The following is an 18,092-nucleotide window of genomic DNA, read 5'->3' on the forward strand; positions in this document are numbered from 1 at the left end:
GACCTTGTCATTCCCGCTTCGGTTCGCCGATTTCAGCGGGGACACAACCCCTCGCTTTCATATTGCAGATAAAAGCAAAACCGATATCGCTGGAACTGCGTTTTGGTAGGCCGGATAAGGCGTAGCCGCCATCCGGCCTGGGCGGTTTTAGCGGCATGATGCTGCGGCCTACTGCACCGCATACTTCCCATCCAGCTTGCTGTAGCCAAGCCCGTTTATCTTCTTCACCTTAATCTGCACCGGTATACGCTCTTTCATCGCCTCGACGTGGCTTATCACGCCGATGGTCTTCCCGGTGGCGTTTAACGCATCGAGCGCATCCAGTGCCGTATCCAGCGTTTCACTATCCAGCGTGCCGAAGCCCTCGTCGAGGAACAGCGAATCAATACGCGTTTTATGGCTTACCAGATCGGAGAGCGCCAGCGCCAGCGCCAGGCTCACGAGGAAGCTTTCGCCGCCGGAGAGCGTGCGGGTATCGCGCACCGCATCCGCCTGCCAGGTATCGACCACCTCCAGCTCCAGCGCGTCGCTCACTTTGCGCTTAAGCAAATAGCGTCCGTGCAGGCGGGTCAGCTGGTTATTCGCCAGCCACACCAGGTTATCCAGCGTCAGCCCCTGGGCGAATTTACGGAACTTATCCCCCTCTTTGGAGCCAATTAGCGCATTGAGATGGCCCCAGTCATCGCAGCGGGCGCTGGCATGCTCAATCTGCTGTAGCACTGTCTGCTGGCGTTTGCGGTTATCCGTATCCTGTTTCAGCTGCTGGCGCACCTCGCCCTGTCCGGTGGTGTTCTCGCGCAGCTGTCGCGCAAGCTGCTCCAGCGTCGGTGCGGTGCTCTCCACGCTGGCATCCGCCGCAAGCCCTGCGGGGCGCTGCTGCTGATGGTCAGTGAGCGCCTGCTCCGCACTTGCCGCCAGTGCCTGTTTCTGCTGGCAGTCACTCTCCAGCGTCTGGCGCAGCTGCGCAAGGCGTTGATGCTCGCCATCATCAAGCAGAGCGCGGAGGAAGGCGTCGCAATCGTCAAAAATGCTCGCCGCCAGCGCATCGTTAAATGCCTGCTCAGATTGACGCTCGCTCTCTGCCACCTGCGCCAATTGCTGATGCAGGGTTTGCCACTGGCTTTGCAGCGCCAGGCAGGCGTCGTGCACGTTGCGCCACCCCTCCAGCGCCACGCGCGCCTCGCCAACGGCGATATCGTCTTTGGGCAGGGTGTCGAGGATTGGTGCAAGCTGCGCCAGCTGTTCCTGCAACGCGGTAAGCTGCTGCTGATGCGCCTGCCACTGCTGCGCTTCATCGACGCGGGCGGCCAGCCACGACGCTTCATCATCTTCGGCGGGCAGCGCCAGGTCGAGTTCTGCAAGGGTGGCGGCCAGGCTTTCGCGGCGGCGCTCAACCGCCTGCTGATACTGCTCGCTGTGCTGGCGCAGCTCATTGATCTGCTGTTGCAGAGTCAGGCGCTGATTGAGCAGATAAAGCTGATGCTCATAGGCATCCTGCGCGCTTTGCCAGCTGTTGAGATCGCGCTGCGGCTCAAGGGTGACGTTCAGCGCGGCGCAGGCCTTTGCCCACGCCTCAAGCCAGCCGCGCTCCTCTTCCTCAAGCAGTTTCGCTTCGCGCTCATCCTTCTCGTAACGCTCGGCGAGGCCTTTTAACCGCTCACCGAGCGCCACGCCCGCTTCCTTCATCGTGCGCACTTCCAGATCGAGTGCATTAAAGCGCGTCTGATTGACGCCCGGCTCGATAGCCTGATAGTGGGCGACCGCCGGGTGCTCCGTTGCGCCACACAGCGGGCAGGGGTGGCCGGGCTGGAGGCGCGCGCGCTCGCTTTCGAGGTCCTTAATCCGGCTCTCCAGCTCGCAAATGGTGCGCACCTCGCTCAGTAACTGATTCTTCTCTTTATACTGCTCGCGTTTGTGCGCCAGCTCGGCGGTCAGTTTCTCCTGCTCCGCTTTCAGATCCAGCAGGCTCTGCTGGCGCTGGATCAATTGCTTGCGCAGCGGCGCATAGCGGGCGTGCAGGGCGGTAAGCTGCTGGCGCAGCGGGCGGTTTTGCGCACAGAGCGCCATCGCCGCCGCCGTCTCCTCAAGGCTCATCTCAAGGGTGGAGAGTGGCAGGGTGCGCAGGCGCTCCTGCTGGCTCTGCACCCGCTGCTGCGCCGCGAGCCACTGTTTTTTCTCCTCCGCCAGCTGGCTGAAGAGCGCCCGCCAGCCGGTTAACTCACTCTGCCAGCGCTGGAAACGGGCATGCTCGTTTAACCACGCCTCCAGGGTTTGCCGCGACGCAAGCAGCGAGGCTTGCTGCTGCCCGGCGCTGGCGCGTATCTGCGCGCGCTGTAACAGGCTGGCCTGTAAGCGAGTATTCACTTCCTCGCTCTGCGTGCGGGTACGCGTCAGGGTTTTACGCTGCTCTTCAAGCCGCTCCCACAGCGGGCGAAGCTGCTGCGCCGGTTGCGCCAGTTCAAGAGCGGCAAGCTGCGGCCTGGCGTCATTACGCGCCTGCAGCGCCTGCGCCAGCGTCGCTTTTGCCCGCCCGCGCGCCGCTTGTAGCTCCGCTTCGCGAGTGAGCCACTGCGCCTGCGCCTGCGCGCTGCGCTGGGCGCTCAGCAGCGTCTGCTCTTCGTCAGTCAGTACTTGCAAACGTTGCTCAAGCTGCGCTCGCTGCTCGCTATCCAGCAGCACGACGCCCTCGGCCTGCGCGCGCAGTTGTTCCAGTTCGCCTTTGGCGCTTTTATGCTTCTCAAACACCATCGCCGAAATCTGCCCGTAGATCTCGGTGCCGGTCAGCTCCTCCAGCAGTTCGGCGCGCTCGCGCGGTTTGGCGTTGAGGAATGCGGCGAACTGCCCCTGCGAGAGCAGCATGGAGCGGGTGAAACGACCATAATCCAGCCCGGTGAGCGAGGCGGTGAGATCGAGCTTATCTTTGACCTTATCGGCGAGGATCTTCCCCGTTTCGCAGAGCGCCAGCTCCACGCGCGGGGCCTGCAAATTGCCATCCGCCAGCCCGCGGGCGCGCGTCTGGCTCCAGAAGGCGCGATAGGCCACTCCTTTGACCTCAAACTCGACCTCCGCCAGACACTCGGCGGTATCGCGGGTCATCAGGTCGTTTTGCGACTGTGACAGGGTGCTAAGGCGCGGCGTTTCGTGATAGAGAGCGAGGCAGATGGCATCCAGCAGGGTGGTTTTCCCGGCCCCGGTGGCCCCGGTAATGGCGAACAGCCCGTTGCTGGCGAAGGGCTCTTCGGTAAAGTCGATTTTCCATTCGCCCTTCAGCGAGTTGATATTTTTCAGCCGTAAACTGAGGATCTTCATGCGTCGTTCTCCTCATCCAGTGCCTGGCGGGTCTCGCTGAACAGCGTATGTAAGCGCGCACTCTGCATCTCGTCGAGCTCCTCCTGTGCCAGCCTGCGGTCAAAAACCTCTTCCACTTTTAACTCGCTCAAAGTTTCACGCAGCTCACCGGCGAGCAGACGGTCGCGCAGCTCGCGGCTGCGGCGCACCAGCAGCACTTCGACGGGCAGATCTTCCGTCACCTGCTGGATTTTGCGCTGCATATCGACCAGATAGTCGCTGCTGACAATCTCAATATCGAGCCACACCGGCGGTGTAGCGGGGGCATCGTGCCACTGCTCAAGCTGACGGCAGATATCGGCAAACTCGCCCTTAATCACTGCCAGTGGCTGAGTGGCGGGCACGTCAATAGTGGTGACTTCTGCCAGCTTGCCATCGGCGAAGGTCACCAGATTGACTCCTTTGCTTTTTCCCGTCTCATCAAAGCTCAGTGGGATCGGTGAGCCGCAGTAGCGAATATGCTCCGTGCCGCCGATTTTCTGCGCGCGATGGATATGGCCGAGCGCGATGTAATCCGCCGGGGGAAAGTTCTGTGCAGGAAAAGCATCCAGCGTGCCGATATAGATATCACGCACCGCGTCACTTTTACTCGCGCCAACGGTAGTCAAATGTCCGCTGGCGATAATCGGTAACGGCTTATCGCCGCGCAGGTCGCAGGCGGCCTGATACTGCTGCTGATAGTAGTCGGTGATGGCGGCCAGCAGGTGCTGCTGCTTTTGCTGCCCGGACATCCCCGCCTGGCTGACGGTAATGTCGCGCGGGCGCAAAAAGGGCACCGGGCAGAAGACCGCACCGGGTTCGCCGTCGCGGCGATAGAGCAGAAACGGCGCAACGCCCGCGCTGGCAACCACGGTAGTGTTGAGATAAGCGAGGATCTCTTTTGATTCATTGAGGGTCGCCACGGAGTCGTGGTTACCTGCCAGCACAATTAACTGACAGCCGGTGCGCTGCAAGTTGACCACAAAGCGGTTATAGAGCTCGCGGGCGTAACTTGGCGGCGATCCGGTATCGAAAATGTCGCCCGCCACCACGATGGCGTCGACCTGCTGCTGCTCGGCCGTGGTTAACAGCCAGTCCAGAAAAGCGCTGTGCTCGGCGGCGCGGCTTTTGCTGTAGAAGTTTTGGCCGAGATGCCAGTCCGATGTGTGAAGAATGCGCATAGTGGTCCCGTGGCAAAAAAGCATAACGGCGATTATAAACATTAAGCGGGTCAGGGACATCGCCTGGCGCAAATTAGCGTTGTCACAATCGCGCGGGCTGGGTCATATAGCGGTCATGTTATTCATAAATCTGTCATAAAACTGACGCATAATGGCGACGCTATTTATACTGCAGACTAATTAATACAGGGCGAATGATGGCGAGACGAATTCTGGTCGTGGAAGACGAAGCACCGATCCGTGAAATGGTGTGCTTTGTGCTCGAACAAAATGGTTTTCAGCCGGTTGAAGCTGAAGATTTTGACAGCGCGGTAAACCAGCTTAATGAACCCTGGCCGGATCTGGTGCTGCTGGACTGGATGTTACCCGGCGGGTCCGGCATTCAATTTATCAAGCACCTGAAGCGCGAAGCGATGACCCGCGATATTCCGGTGATGATGCTCACCGCGCGCGGTGAAGAGGAAGATCGCGTTCGCGGTCTTGAGACGGGCGCCGATGACTACATCACCAAGCCCTTCTCGCCGAAAGAGCTGGTGGCGCGCATTAAAGCCGTGATGCGCCGCATTTCGCCGATGGCGGTGGAAGAGGTGATTGAGATGCAGGGCTTGAGCCTTGATCCCTCCTCCCATCGCGTGATGACCGGCGATAATCCCCTCGATATGGGCCCCACCGAATTTAAACTCTTACACTTCTTTATGACCCACCCGGAGCGCGTTTACAGCCGCGAACAGCTGCTGAACCACGTCTGGGGCACCAATGTCTATGTTGAAGACAGAACCGTAGACGTGCATATTCGTCGTCTGCGTAAAGCGCTGGAAGGGAGTGGACACGACCGGATGGTGCAGACGGTACGCGGCACGGGATATCGTTTTTCGACCCGTTTCTGAAATTTGACAGGAGTGTGACGCGTGCTGGAAAGGCTGTCATGGAAAAGGCTGGTGCTGGAGCTCCTCCTTTGTTGTATCCCCGCCTTTATTCTGGGCGCGATGTTCGGCTATCTGCCGTGGTTTTTGCTGGCGGCAGTGACCGGGCTTCTGATCTGGCACTTCTGGAATCTGCTGCGTCTCTCCTGGTGGTTATGGGTCGATAAAAGCATGACGCCGCCGCCCGGCACCGGCAGCTGGGAGCCGCTGCTCTACGGCCTGCATCAGATGCAGATGCGCAATAAAAAGCGCCGCCGCGAGCTGGGCAACCTGATTAAACGCTTTCGCAGCGGCGCCGAGTCGCTGCCGGATGCGGTGGTATTGACCACGGAAGAGGGGATGATCTTCTGGTGTAACGGCCTTGCGCAACAGCTGCTGGGGCTGCGCTGGCCCGATGATAACGGGCAGAACATCCTCAACCTGCTGCGCTACCCCGAATTTACCCAATACCTGAAAAGCCAGTCCTTCAGCAAACCGCTCAATCTGGTGCTTAACAACGGTCGCCACTTAGAGATCCGCGTGATGCCCTACAGCGAGCAACAACTGCTGATGGTGGCGCGCGATGTCACGCAGATGCACCAGCTGGAAGGGGCCAGACGCAACTTCTTCGCTAACGTCAGCCATGAGCTGCGCACGCCGCTAACGGTGTTGCAGGGCTACCTTGAGATGATGCAGGAGCAGACGCTGGAAGGCGCGCCGCGTGAAAAAGCGTTACACACCATGCGCGAGCAAACCTCGCGGATGGAGGGGCTGGTGCGCCAGCTTCTGACCCTGTCAAAAATCGAAGCTGCGCCGACCCATGGCGCAAATGAAGTGATTGATGTGCCGATGATGCTGCGCGTGGTGGAGCGGGAAGCGCAAACCCTCAGCCAGCAGAAACAGAGCTTCAGCTTTGAAATTGACAGCCAGTTGAAAGTTCTGGGCAGTGAAGAGCAGCTGCGCAGTGCCATCTCCAACCTGGTCTATAACGCGGTGAATCACACCCCCGCCGGGACGCACATTATCGTGCGCTGGCAGCCGGTGGCGCACGGCGCGGAGTTCAGCGTTGAGGATAATGGGCCGGGGATCGCCGCCGAGCATATTCCGCGCCTCACCGAGCGTTTCTACCGCGTGGATAAAGCGCGCTCGCGCCAGACGGGCGGCAGCGGGCTTGGGCTGGCGATTGTCAAACATGCGGTTAATCACCACGACAGCCGCCTTGATATCAGCAGCACGCCGGGCAAAGGGACGCGCTTTAGCTTTGTCCTGCCGGAACGCCTGATTGCCAAAAACGCCCACCCATAACCACCTTGTCAGCTTATCTTTCCGGCGGCTCGTTACGGCGAGCCGCTCTGCCTCGCCTCATCCCGCGCCTGCAACGTAGTTTGTACGGTTGTTGCTTTTTTGTTCGCACGATCAGCCACGTGTTTTTCTGATAAATAGAGTTTTTCACTGGCTGGTTTCTACTGTTTAGTATAACTATCTGGTTTTGCGATCCCGACTTGCCTTTAAACGTTATAAGCGTTTAAATTGCGCCCCATGCATTGTCAGACCGACTGTGTTTGCGTGGTAAACCGAAAAACTATTCTTCGCCACGCAGTGCATTAAGCATTTCCCGCTGATTTAACGCGTTAATGATGCGTTATTGTCCGGTGCGGAGAGGCTAATTATTCAACATATTTACGACACCACATCCACAGGCAGTAAACATTATGACCCATCACTTAAAACCGCGTGACATCATCGCGCTGGGCTTTATGACCTTCGCGCTGTTTGTTGGCGCAGGTAACATCATTTTTCCTCCAATGGTCGGCTTACAGGCGGGTGAATTCGTCTGGACGGCGGCGCTGGGCTTCCTGATTACTGCAGTGGGCCTGCCGGTGCTAACGGTGGTTGCGCTGGCGAAAGTGGGCGGCGGCATTGATAGCCTCAGCACCCCGATCGGCAAAGTCGCTGGCGTGCTGCTGGCAACGGTCTGCTATCTGGCCGTGGGGCCGCTGTTCGCCACGCCGCGTACCGCAACCGTTTCGTTTGAAGTGGGCATCGCGCCGCTGACCGGCGACGGCTCTATGGCGCTGCTGATCTACAGCCTGGTCTACTTTGCGCTGGTGATCCTGGTCTCTCTCTATCCGGGCAAACTGCTTGATACCGTTGGCAATTTCCTCGCTCCGCTGAAAATCATCGCTCTGACGATTCTGGCAATCGCCGCGCTGGTGTGGCCGGCCGGTCCGATCAGCCACGCGCTGGAAGCCTACCAGACCGCGCCGTTCTCTAACGGTTTCGTCAATGGCTACCTGACGATGGATACCCTCGGCGCGATGGTCTTCGGGATTGTTATCGTCAATGCCGCCCGTTCGCGCGGCGTGACCGAAGCGCGTCTGTTGACCCGCTACACCGTCTGGGCGGGCCTGATGGCCGGTGTTGGCCTGACGCTGCTTTACCTGGCACTCTTCCGCCTCGGCTCCGATAGCGCGACGCTGGTCGATCAGTCTGTTAACGGCGCGGCGATTCTGCATGCCTACGTCCAGCACACCTTTGGTGGTGCGGGCAGCTTCCTGCTGGCGGCGCTGATTTTCATCGCCTGCCTGGTGACGGCGGTTGGCCTGACCTGCGCCTGCGCAGAGTTCTTCGCCCAGTACCTGCCGCTCTCTTACCGTACGCTGGTCTTTATCCTCGGCATCTTCTCAATGGCGGTCTCAAACCTCGGTCTGAGCCACCTGATCCAGATTTCGATTCCGGTGCTGACCATGATCTATCCGCCGTGTATCGTGCTGGTGGTCTTGAGCTTTACCCGCTCTTTCTGGCATTGTTCCACCCGCGTAATTGCGCCGACCATGTTTATCAGCCTGCTTTTTGGTATCCTTGACGGCGTGAAAGCCTCCGCGTTTGCTGAGCACCTTCCGCTCTGGACACAGCGCTTACCGCTGGCGGAGCAGGGCCTGGCCTGGCTGTTGCCGAGCCTGGTGATGGTGGTTCTGGCCGCTATCTGGGATCGCGCGGCGGGACGTCAGGTGACTTCCAGCGCGCATTAACAGCAGCAAGCACGGTTTGTTGAACCACGGGGTAGCGCACTCCGTGGTTTTTTATTTTTTGTGATGAATAACGGCAGTGGAAACGATGGAAAGTACGAATAAGCTGAAGCGTGGGCTAAGCACCCGCCACATTCGCTTTATGGCGCTGGGTTCAGCGATCGGCACCGGGCTGTTTTACGGCTCCGCGGACGCCATCAAAATGGCCGGGCCCAGCGTGTTGCTGGCCTACATTATCGGCGGGGTCGCGGCGTATATCATTATGCGTGCGCTGGGCGAGATGTCCGTGCACAACCCCTCCGCCAGCTCCTTCTCACGCTATGCGCAGGAAAACCTCGGCCCGCTGGCCGGTTATATCACTGGCTGGACCTACTGCTTTGAAATTCTGATTGTCGCCATCGCCGATGTTACCGCCTTCGGTATCTATATGGGCGTCTGGTTCCCGACGGTGCCGCACTGGATCTGGGTGCTGAGCGTGGTGCTGCTGATCTGCGCCATCAACCTGATGAGCGTAAAAGTCTTCGGCGAGCTGGAGTTCTGGTTCTCCTTCTTTAAAGTCGCCACCATTATCATCATGATCGCCGCCGGTTTCGGCATCATCATCTGGGGTATCGGCAACGGCGGGCAACCAACCGGCATCAGCAATCTCTGGAGCCACGGCGGCTTCTTCAGTAACGGCTGGCTGGGCACGGTGATGGCGCTGCAAATGGTGATGTTCGCCTACGGCGGCATTGAAATCATCGGTATTACCGCCGGTGAAGCGGAAGAGCCGGAGAAGTCGATTCCGCGCGCCATCAACTCGGTGCCAATGCGTATTCTGGTGTTTTATGTCGGTACGCTGTTCGTGATTATGTCGATCTACCCGTGGAACCAGGTGGGCACCAACGGTAGCCCGTTTGTACTGACCTTCCAGCATATGGGCATCACCTTTGCCGCCAGCATCCTGAACTTTGTCGTGCTGACCGCTTCCCTGTCGGCGATCAATAGCGATGTGTTTGGCGTCGGGCGTATGCTGCACGGCATGGCGGAGCAGGGCAGTGCGCCGAAGATGTTCGCCAAAACCTCCCGCCGCGGCATTCCGTGGGTAACGGTGCTGGTGATGACGCTGGCGTTGCTGATGGCGGTCTATCTCAACTACATCATGCCGGAGAATGTCTTCCTGGTGATTGCCTCGCTGGCGACCTTCGCGACGGTATGGGTGTGGATTATGATCCTGCTGTCGCAGATTGGTTTCCGCCGTCGCCTCTCTGCGGATGAAGTGAAAGCGCTGAAGTTTAAAGTGCCGGGCGGCGTGGCGACCACCGTTGCCGGGCTGATCTTCCTGGTGTTTATCATCGCGCTGATTGGCTGGCACCCGGAAACCCGCATTTCGCTCTATGTCGGCTTTGCATGGATTGTGCTGCTGCTGATTGGCTGGGCGTTTAAGCGCCGGGCGTAATTTCTCCGGCGTTGTTTCGCCATCCGGAGTTATGCCTGATGGCGCTACGCTTATCAGGCCTACAAGTGCCGGGCTCTGGCTTTTGTAGGCCGGGTAAGGCGTAGCCGCCACCCGGCGTTGTGCCTGATGGCGCTACGCTTATCAGGCCTACGAGTGCTGTGCTCTGGCTTCTGTAGGCCGGGTAAGGCGTAACCGCCACCCGGCGTTATGCCTGATGGCTCTGCGCTTATCAGGCCTACGGTTTATCTCCCATTTTTCCGTCTTATCTCTGCGCCCCGTCTCTCAACCCCTTAAAAAAGTTGAAAGAAGGAGGCGGGTCGGGCCGAACGTTGGCTACAGTGATCCTGATTATGTAAAGGGGATCGTTGATGTTGAATGCATGGCACCTGCCCGTCGCGCCGTTTGTCAAAGCGCACCAGCAGCAGTTAATCATTAACCTCTGGCTGCGCGGCACGGATTTACCGTCGCGCGTCACGCTGCGAATTGAGATCGATAACGAAGAGACGCCGGTTGCAATGCACCGCGCGCGCAACACGGCCAATAATGGCGTCACCCTCTGGCGCGCCGCCATTGATATCAGCAACGGCCAGCCGCGCCGCCGCTACAGTTTTAAGCTGCTGTGGGACGATCGCCAGATCTGGTTTACCCCGCAGGGGTTTAGCCGCTTCCCGCCCGCCAGGCTTGAGCAGTTTGCCATCGATGCGCCCGATGACGGCCCGGCGTGGGTCGCCGATCAGGTCTTCTACCAAATCTTCCCCGATCGCTTTGCCCGTAGCGAAGCGCGCACCGCGCAGCAAGATCAGCGTTACTGGCACCACGCCGCAGGGCGCGAAATTCGTTTTTGTGACTGGGATGAGCCGCTTACCGGCGAGGCGGGCGGGTCGACCTTCTACGGCGGCGATCTGGACGGCATCAGCGAAAAGCTGCCGTACCTGAAAAAGCTCGGCATCACCGCGCTCTACCTCAACCCGGTGTTTGTCGCGCCCAGCGTGCATAAATATGACACCGAAGATTATCGCCACGTCGACCCGCAGTTTGGCGGCGACGAGGCGCTACTGCGTCTGCGCCATAACACGCAGGAGAACGGCATACGGCTGATCCTCGACGGCGTCTTTAACCACACCGGCGACTCCCACGGCTGGTTCGACCGCCATAACCGCGCCACCGGCGGTGCCTGCCATAACCCCGATTCGCGCTGGCGCAGCTGGTACAACTTTGATGAGAACGGCTACGCCCATGACTGGCTGGGCTACGCCAGCCTGCCGAAACTCGACTACCGCTCTTCGTCGCTGGTTGAGGAGATCTATCAGGGCGAGGAGAGCATTGTGCGCCACTGGCTGAAAGCGCCGTGGAATATGGACGGCTGGCGGCTCGACGTGGTGCATATGCTGGGTGAAAACGGCGGGGCGCGAAACAACCTGCATCACGTAAGCGGCATCACCCGGGCGGCGAAAGAGACTCAGCCGCAGGCCTATGTGGTGGGCGAACACTTTGGCGATGCGCGCCAGTGGTTGCAGGCGGATGCGGAAGATGCGGCGATGAACTACCGCGGCTTTACCCTGCCGGTGTGGGCGTTTCTCGCCAATACCGATATCTCCCTTGATCCGCAGAGTATCGATGCGCAGACCTGCGCCGCGTGGATGGATAACTACCGCGCTGCGCTGTCGCATCAGCAGCAGCTACGGATGTTTAACCAGCTCGACAGCCACGATACGCCGCGCTTTAAAACCATTCTCGGCAAGGATCTCGCCCGCCTGCCGCTGGCGGTGGTGTGGCTCTTCTGCTGGCCCGGCACGCCGTGCATCTACTATGGCGATGAAGTAGGGCTGGATGGCGCGAACGATCCCTTCTGCCGCAAGCCCTTCCCGTGGGATAAAACGCAGCAGGATAGCCACCTGCTGGCGCTATACCAGCGGATGACAAAGCTGCGCGCCCGCAGCCAGGCGCTGCGTCACGGCGGTTGTCTGGTGGTCTATGCCCGGCAGGATGTTCTGGTTTTTCTGCGCGTTTATCGCCAGCAGCGGGTGCTGATTGCTATCAACCGTGGCGAGGCGTGTGACGTAGTGCTGGAAGATTCACCGCTGCTGCAAGCGAAACAGTGGCGGCTTCTGGAAGGTACAGGTAACCTACAGGACGGCGTGCTGACGCTTTCAGCTATCAGCGCTTCTGTCTGGTCTGCCTCCTGAGCCTGCGTGCGGGGAGGCGGGCGTAACGTCTCCCCTTTAGCGAAGGCGAAAGTACATGGATGGTCTTCTGATATTCGGTGTCATCGTGCTGATTCTGGCGCTGGTCGTGGTGCCGATAATGGCGATTGTCGCCTGGCGGCGCAGCCTTGCCACGCAGGTCGAACTGCAACTGCTGCGCCAGCGCGTCAGCATACTCGAACAACGGGCAATTGCGCCTGCGGTAAGCGAGGAGCCGGCCGTTGAGCCGATAAACGAGCCGCTAAGCACAGCGCCTGAGGTGCCACCGCCACTTCCTGAGCCGCAGCCAATTGCGGCAAGCGAAATCCCCCCTGCAGAGCCGCAACCCGCAGCCAATGTCTGGGGGCGCAAAGTCGCGACGGCAGAGCCGACGCCTGCACCCGTGGTGCGCGAACGTGAAGAGGCGAAAGCGCCGGATGGCGAATCCTGGGGCGTGGTTACCGCGCTGGTGCGCTGGTTTATGCAGGGCAACCCGCTGGCGAAACTTGGCGTGGTGCTGCTGTTTATCGGTCTCTCTTTCCTGCTGCGTTACAGCGTTGAATATGCGCTCTTCCCGCTGGAGTTGCGGCTTGTCGCCGTGGCGGTTGTCGCGCTGGTGCTGTTGGTTCTCGGCTGGCGATTGCGGCATAAACAGACGGTCTTTGCCCTTATATTGCAGGGCGGGGCGGTCGGCGCACTCTATCTCACGGTGTTTGGCGCGTTTCGCCTCTGGCAGATGCTGCCGATGACGCTCGCCTTTGCGTTGCTGATTGTGATCTGCGCCGCGAGCGTCGGGCTTGCGGTGCTGCAACGCGCGCTAAGCCTGGCGCTGCTGGCAAGCCTCGGCGGCTATCTTGCGCCGATTCTGCTCTCAACCGGCGGCGGGAGCCATATCGCGCTCTTCTCGTTCTATCTTCTGCTCTCCGTCGGTATTCTCGCCATCAGCGTATGGCAGCACTGGCGCGAGCTGAATATCCTCGGCATGTTCTTCACTTTTGGCGTGGCCGCCCTGTGGGGCATTGCCAGTTATCGCCCGGAAGATTACCTCAGCTGCCAGCTCTTCCTGATCGCTAATCTGCTGATTTTCGGCGTCTTCAGCGTCGGCCTCTCCCTGCGCGCCCAGCGCCGGGGCGAGCGTATTATCGACGGTGTACTGCTGTTTGCACCGCCGCTGGCGGGTTTTGGCATGCAGTACGCCATGACCCAGCACTGGACCTACGGCCCCGCGTTCAGCGCCCTTGGGTTTGGTCTCTTCTACCTGACGCTGGCCGCCGTTGCCCTTAAACGCTTCCCGATAGCCGGTAAACCGCTGGTGCTCGCCGCGCTGGCGCTGGGCGGCGCGTTCGCTACGCTCGCCATTCCGCTGGCCTTGTCCGCGCGCTGGACGGCGATGGCCTGGTCACTTGAGGGGCTGGGCGTGCTGTGGCTCGGTGTGCAGCAACAGCAGCGCCGCATGAGCTACAGCGGCACTGCATTGTTACTGCTGGCGCTCTTCAGTGCGCTGTGGGCTGCCGCTGACGGTATCAATGCACTCTCGACGCTGATGATCTTTGCCGTACTTAGCGCAAGCTGGCTGATTGGCGCGTGGCTGTGGCGCACTCTTCGCCGCGAGGGGAGCTGGCTGCTGCTGGCGGGCGGTATCCTCTTCTGGATTGTCGCACTGGCGGGCGCGGCAGAGCTGATACTGCCGCAGTCGATGCAGGTGGGCTTTGGTCTGCTGCTACTGGTGGCGCTCTCTGTATGGCTATGGCGCGCAGGCAGCCTGCGTTTTGCCTGGCCGGAACTTGGGCTTGCCCAATGGTTGCTGTGGCCGGCGATGGCGCTGTTAATCGGCGAGCGTCTGGTTGCTCAAGGGCACTTGCTGGCCTCCGGCTGGCAAAACCTGGTCTGGTGCGTGGCGCTGCCTTCCGCGCTATTACTGCTGCGTAAAGCGGGCAGCACGCTGATACCGCGCCTGTCGCAAGGGCTGCACCTCTCCCTTTTCTGGCTGCTGTTGATCGCGGCTGGCAGCGAGTTGTGGTGGTTTGTAGACTCGCTGCCGTGGGGTAACGCGCCGTGGCGCTGGGGTCTGCCGATGGCGGCGGGCGGCGCGGTGATTATGCTGACGCTGGCGGCGGTGCGCCGTAATCTGTGGCCGTTCCGCGTCTGGCCTGCGCTTTATGGCGCGCAGGCGCTGGCACCGCTGGTGCCGCTGCTCATTATCGCCTTGCTGTTTGCCAACCTGAACGACGGCAAGGTGATGGGCATGCCGTACCTGCCGCTGCTCAATCCGCTAGAAGAGGGCGCGGCGTTCGCGCTGCTCGGCGTGTGGCTCTACACCCAATTTGCCTGGAAACACTATCCCCATTTCGCGCCCGATCTCCGGAGCGCCCGCCCGTGGGCGCTCGCTGCGCTGGCTTTCTGGTGGCTGAATGGCATCCTGCTGCGCGCGCTCTCCTGTTATGGCGAGGTGACGTGGAGTGCGGAAAGCCTGTGGGCGTCGCGGCTTATCCAGACGACGTTTGCTCTCTTCTGGATGCTGATTGCGCTGGTGGTGATGATCCGCGCGACGCGTCGGCAGGCCCGCCAGCAGTGGCTGGTGGGTGGAGGGTTACTGGGCGTTGTGCTGTTGAAACTGATGCTGGTCGACAGCGCGGGCGGCGGCGGGCTGGCGCGCGCCATCGCCTTTATCGGCGTGGCGGTTCTGGTGCTGATTGTGGGCTATTTTTCACCCCTGCCGCCCAAAGCGGTGCGGGAAGAGAACGAGGGAGAAGGACAATGAAAAGGCTGTACGGATTACTGTTAAGTACGCTGCTTTGCGCCCCGGCGGGCGCCGCAGATCTCCCTGAGAAACCGCAAGATTATGCCCGCGGCGTGATGCTCGATTCGCCGCAGCCCTCTTCCTGGTATCGCGTTGATCTGCCGCAGGAGGTCTATGCCCACAGCGCGTGGCCAGATCTGCGCGATGTGCGGGTGTTTAACCAGGATGGTGAGCGGGTACCGTTCGCTCTTGAAACGCAAAGTACCAAAACTGCGACCCCTGAAGCGGTGCCGCTGCGCGTCTTTCCGCTGGATGCGTCGCCCGCAAGCGGCGCGGCACAGGAGGAGAATGTTGTGCGCCTCCAGGCACCTTCCGGGGTAGAGATTCGTATTGAAGGCGACGCCTCCAAACCGGTCGGGAAGAGCTATTTGTTGGTGCTGCCTTCTACTCTGCCCAACACGTTTACTCTTGGCGAGATCAAACTCGGCTGGCAGGAAAACGACCAGAACTGGCGCAGCAAAGTCTCCGTTCTGGTGAGCCGCGATATGCGCAGCTGGGATACGTTGCAGGATGATGCGCCGGTAATGGCGCTGGCGAGCGGGAACGACAAGCTCAGGCTCGATCGTATACAACTCCCGGAAATGCAGTTACCCGATGGCAGCCATTATCTGCTGCTGGTGTTTGATACGCCAAACCTGCCGGTCACCATCTCCGAGGCGACAGCCATGCCTGGACGCCAGCCTGCGCCGCTTGAAAAAATAGAGATGACAGGCAACGGGCGGCAGATTTCGCCGACCGAGGCGCAATATCAATGGCCGCAGCCACAGCCGTTCCGCTCTCTCTCGGTTGGTTTTAACGACGATGCGGTGTTGCCGGCAGAGATTGCCATTCGCCGTACATCCACCTCACCGTGGCAGCCGCTGACCAAAACCGTGCTCTGGCAACGTAACGGGCAGCGATCCGCACCGGTGGAACTGGCGGGCGAGACGGTACAGGCGGTGCGCATCACCACGCTGGACGCGCGACTGCCTGACACGCTCCCTGAGGTCTCCGGCAGCCGCGATCGGCTGGCGCTGGTGTTTAACGCCCAGGGGAAAGGGCCGTTTATGCTGGCGTGGGGAAATAAAGCGGCGCAGCCTGCCGCCGTCACGCCGGATACGCTGATCCCGCCGGATCTGCGTAAGCAGCTCGATCCCGCGTCGATTCCTGATGCGTTTGTGGGAGAAAACGTCAAGCTGGGTGGCGAGGCGCGCATGACGGCGACTTCCGTCACCGAACAGCAGGGGATGTGGAAAACGTTGCTGGTGTGGGGGGCTTTAGTGCTGGGCGTCGCGGTGCTGGCGTGGATGGCGATCCGCATCTGGCGCGAAGCGCAGAGTCCTAAAGTTTAACGCCGATAAAGTGCCGGATGGCGGCTTACGCCTTATCCGGCCTACGGGAGGCGATCATCAACGCCGGATGGTACGGCGCAGGTTTTGTAGGCCGGATAAGCGTAGCGCCATCCGGCAATGCAATGCCAAACGTGACGGCGTTTACAACGTCCCCGCGCGCGCCTGCGCCATCATGCGTGGGTAAAACGTCCAGAACTGTGTTTCCAGCGCGTGATAATTGGCATCAAGATCCTGCCATGAGTCACGCAGCGCCTCCAGCCGCGGACGGCGGCTCGCCATGCCGTTGAGCACATTTTGAATAAATGCCATCTCGCCGTAGCGCTCCATCCAGCGCTCCGACCATAAGTAATTGTTCAGATTGATAAAACGCGGCGGCGAATCGGGCAGAATAGTTGCTACCTGTGAATGGGCATAATGTATAAAATCCACCAGTTCGATATCGGGCGAAACCTTTGCCCAGTGGCGCGAGAGGAAGTGATCCCACATCACATCAAGCGTAATCGGCGCGACCCGCCGGGTTTCGGGGCGAAACCACTCGCGGGCGACCTTCACCTCCGGCAGGTTGTCGGTCAGCACATCAATACGGCGATGCATATGGATCCCCGCCACCACCTCTGGTGCGTAGAGGTTTTCCGGGTTGCCGCGAACAAAATCCGCCAGCAGGTTACCGGCAAGGGAGCTGTTCGCCAGGTGGGCAAGGTGCAGGTGTGCTAAAAAATTCATCTCTATTATTTATCCAAAAGCGGCTAACGGTTGCAGCGAAGGGGCGTGGGCACTAGACTACCCGCCTCTTATTTTATGTCTCGAGTCAGTGTCATGCGCGTTACCGATTTCTCCTTTGAGTTACCCGAATCCCTGATTGCCCACTATCCACAGCCTGAGCGCAGCAGCTGTCGCTTACTGTCGCTGGATGGCCCAACAGGCGCGCTGACGCACGGTACTTTCACCGATCTGCTCGATAAGCTCAACCCGGGCGACCTGCTGGTGTTCAACAACACCCGCGTGATTCCGGCGCGTCTGTTCGGGCGTAAAGCCAGCGGCGGCAAGATTGAAGTGCTGGTTGAGCGCATGCTCGACGATAAACGTATTCTGGCACATATTCGCGCCTCGAAAGCGCCGAAGCCGGGTGCCGAGCTGCTGCTGGGCGATGCGGAAGATATTCAGGCTATCATGGTCGCCCGCCACGACGCGCTGTTTGAAGTGGAATTCCACGATGAGCGCCCGGTGCTCGATATCCTTAACGCCATCGGCCATATGCCGCTGCCGCCCTATATCGATCGCCCGGATGAAGACGCCGACCGCGAACTCTATCAAACTGTCTATAGCCAGAAGCCTGGCGCCGTTGCCGCGCCGACTGCGGGCCTGCACTTTGATGAGCCGCTGCTCGAGCGCCTGCGCAATAAAGGCATTGAGATGGCGTTTGTCACGCTGCACGTTGGTGCCGGGACATTCCAGCCGGTGCGCGTTGATAGCATCGAAGATCACATCATGCACTCCGAATATGCCGAAGTGCCGCAAGAGGTGGTTGATGCGGTGCTGGCGGCAAAAGCGCGCGGCAACCGCGTCGTGGCAGTTGGCACGACCTCCGTGCGCTCGCTGGAGAGCGCCGCGCAGGCGGCAAAAGCGGACCTGATCGAACCCTTCTTCGGCGACACGCAAATCTTTATCTATCCGGGCTATCAATACAAAGTGATTGATGCGCTGGTGACCAACTTCCACCTACCGGAATCGACGCTGATCATGCTGGTCTCTGCGTTTGCCGGGTACCAACACACCATGAATGCGTACCGCGCCGCAGTTGCTGAAAAATATCGCTTTTTTAGTTACGGGGACGCGATGTTTATCACGTACAATCCGCAGGCGATTTTAGAGCGCCCTTAACAGGGCTATTTTACGTGCCC

Annotated in this window: 11 protein-coding genes; 8 read left to right on the forward strand and 3 right to left on the reverse strand. The window is 60.0% G+C overall.

The window, feature by feature from the left end:
- Positions 1-168: 168 nt before the first annotated feature.
- Both sbcC and sbcD read right to left on the reverse strand, forming a co-directional pair.
- Entirely contained in the window at positions 169-3,309 is a 3,141-nt protein-coding gene (sbcC, locus tag IAE50_RS18335) for an exonuclease subunit SbcC (protein ID WP_200580897.1), read from the reverse strand.
- Positions 3,306-4,508 (reverse strand): exonuclease subunit SbcD, encoded by a 1,203-nt coding sequence (sbcD, locus tag IAE50_RS18340; protein ID WP_200580898.1) that lies wholly within the window; start codon positions 4,506-4,508, stop codon positions 3,306-3,308. The genes sbcC and sbcD overlap by 4 nt, the downstream gene beginning before the upstream one ends.
- Before the next feature lie 197 nt (positions 4,509-4,705).
- On the opposite strand from sbcD, the gene phoB reads away from it, so the two are divergent.
- From phoB to IAE50_RS18375, 7 genes are all read left to right on the forward strand, one after another.
- On the forward strand, positions 4,706-5,395 hold the full coding sequence (gene phoB / locus IAE50_RS18345) for a phosphate response regulator transcription factor PhoB (protein ID WP_200580899.1): 690 nt from the start codon (positions 4,706-4,708) through the stop codon (positions 5,393-5,395).
- Between the two features lie 21 nt (positions 5,396-5,416).
- Entirely contained in the window at positions 5,417-6,715 is a 1,299-nt protein-coding gene (gene phoR, locus IAE50_RS18350; RefSeq protein WP_124969495.1) for a phosphate regulon sensor histidine kinase PhoR, read from the forward strand.
- Between the two features lie 407 nt (positions 6,716-7,122).
- Entirely contained in the window at positions 7,123-8,442 is a 1,320-nt protein-coding gene (brnQ, locus tag IAE50_RS18355) for a branched-chain amino acid transporter carrier protein BrnQ (RefSeq protein WP_042712184.1), read from the forward strand.
- Positions 8,443-8,527: 85 nt separating this feature from the next.
- Positions 8,528-9,877 carry a proline-specific permease ProY gene (proY, locus tag IAE50_RS18360; RefSeq protein ID WP_124969491.1) on the forward strand — a complete coding sequence of 450 codons (1,350 nt, stop codon included), beginning with the start codon at positions 8,528-8,530 and terminating at the stop codon, positions 9,875-9,877.
- Between the two features lie 368 nt (positions 9,878-10,245).
- Positions 10,246-12,063 (forward strand): maltodextrin glucosidase, encoded by a 1,818-nt coding sequence (malZ, locus tag IAE50_RS18365; protein ID WP_200580900.1) that lies wholly within the window; start codon positions 10,246-10,248, stop codon positions 12,061-12,063.
- A 55-nt stretch (positions 12,064-12,118) separates the two neighbouring features.
- Positions 12,119-14,821, forward strand: a complete 2,703-nt coding sequence (locus tag IAE50_RS18370; protein ID WP_200580901.1) for a DUF2339 domain-containing protein — start codon at positions 12,119-12,121, stop codon at positions 14,819-14,821.
- Positions 14,818-16,191, forward strand: coding sequence for a DUF3999 domain-containing protein (locus IAE50_RS18375; protein ID WP_200580902.1), 1,374 nt, complete (start codon positions 14,818-14,820; stop codon positions 16,189-16,191). The genes IAE50_RS18370 and IAE50_RS18375 overlap by 4 nt, the downstream gene beginning before the upstream one ends.
- A 141-nt stretch (positions 16,192-16,332) precedes the next feature.
- On the opposite strand, the gene acpH is transcribed toward IAE50_RS18375, so the two are convergent.
- Positions 16,333-16,914 (reverse strand): ACP phosphodiesterase, encoded by a 582-nt coding sequence (acpH, locus tag IAE50_RS18380; RefSeq protein WP_042712176.1) that lies wholly within the window; start codon positions 16,912-16,914, stop codon positions 16,333-16,335.
- A gap of 93 nt (positions 16,915-17,007) precedes the next feature.
- Here acpH and queA point away from each other — a divergent pair, with 93 nt between their 5' ends.
- Positions 17,008-18,072 (forward strand): tRNA preQ1(34) S-adenosylmethionine ribosyltransferase-isomerase QueA, encoded by a 1,065-nt coding sequence (queA, locus tag IAE50_RS18385; RefSeq protein WP_094419488.1) that lies wholly within the window; start codon positions 17,008-17,010, stop codon positions 18,070-18,072.
- The last annotated feature ends 20 nt before the right edge of the window (positions 18,073-18,092 follow it).

Origin of the sequence: Kosakonia sp. S42 (genome assembly GCF_016624785.1) — a bacterium.
GTDB lineage: Bacteria > Pseudomonadota > Gammaproteobacteria > Enterobacterales > Enterobacteriaceae > Kosakonia > Kosakonia cowanii.

Bases quoted from the DNA above. Each gene is read 5' to 3' on its own strand.
- sbcC (WP_200580897.1), bottom strand. From the start codon at position 3,309: ATGAAGATCCTCAGTTTACGGCTGAAAAATATCAACTCGCTGAAGGGC.
- brnQ (WP_042712184.1), top strand. From the start codon at position 7,123: ATGACCCATCACTTAAAACCGCGTGACATCATCGCGCTGGGCTTTATG.
- sbcD (WP_200580898.1), bottom strand. From the start codon at position 4,508: ATGCGCATTCTTCACACATCGGACTGGCATCTCGGCCAAAACTTCTAC.
- queA (WP_094419488.1), top strand. From the start codon at position 17,008: ATGCGCGTTACCGATTTCTCCTTTGAGTTACCCGAATCCCTGATTGCC.
- IAE50_RS18370 (WP_200580901.1), top strand. From the start codon at position 12,119: ATGGATGGTCTTCTGATATTCGGTGTCATCGTGCTGATTCTGGCGCTG.
- IAE50_RS18375 (WP_200580902.1), top strand. From the start codon at position 14,818: ATGAAAAGGCTGTACGGATTACTGTTAAGTACGCTGCTTTGCGCCCCG.
- malZ (WP_200580900.1), top strand. From the start codon at position 10,246: ATGTTGAATGCATGGCACCTGCCCGTCGCGCCGTTTGTCAAAGCGCAC.
- proY (WP_124969491.1), top strand. From the start codon at position 8,528: ATGGAAAGTACGAATAAGCTGAAGCGTGGGCTAAGCACCCGCCACATT.
- acpH (WP_042712176.1), bottom strand. From the start codon at position 16,914: ATGAATTTTTTAGCACACCTGCACCTTGCCCACCTGGCGAACAGCTCC.
- phoB (WP_200580899.1), top strand. From the start codon at position 4,706: ATGGCGAGACGAATTCTGGTCGTGGAAGACGAAGCACCGATCCGTGAA.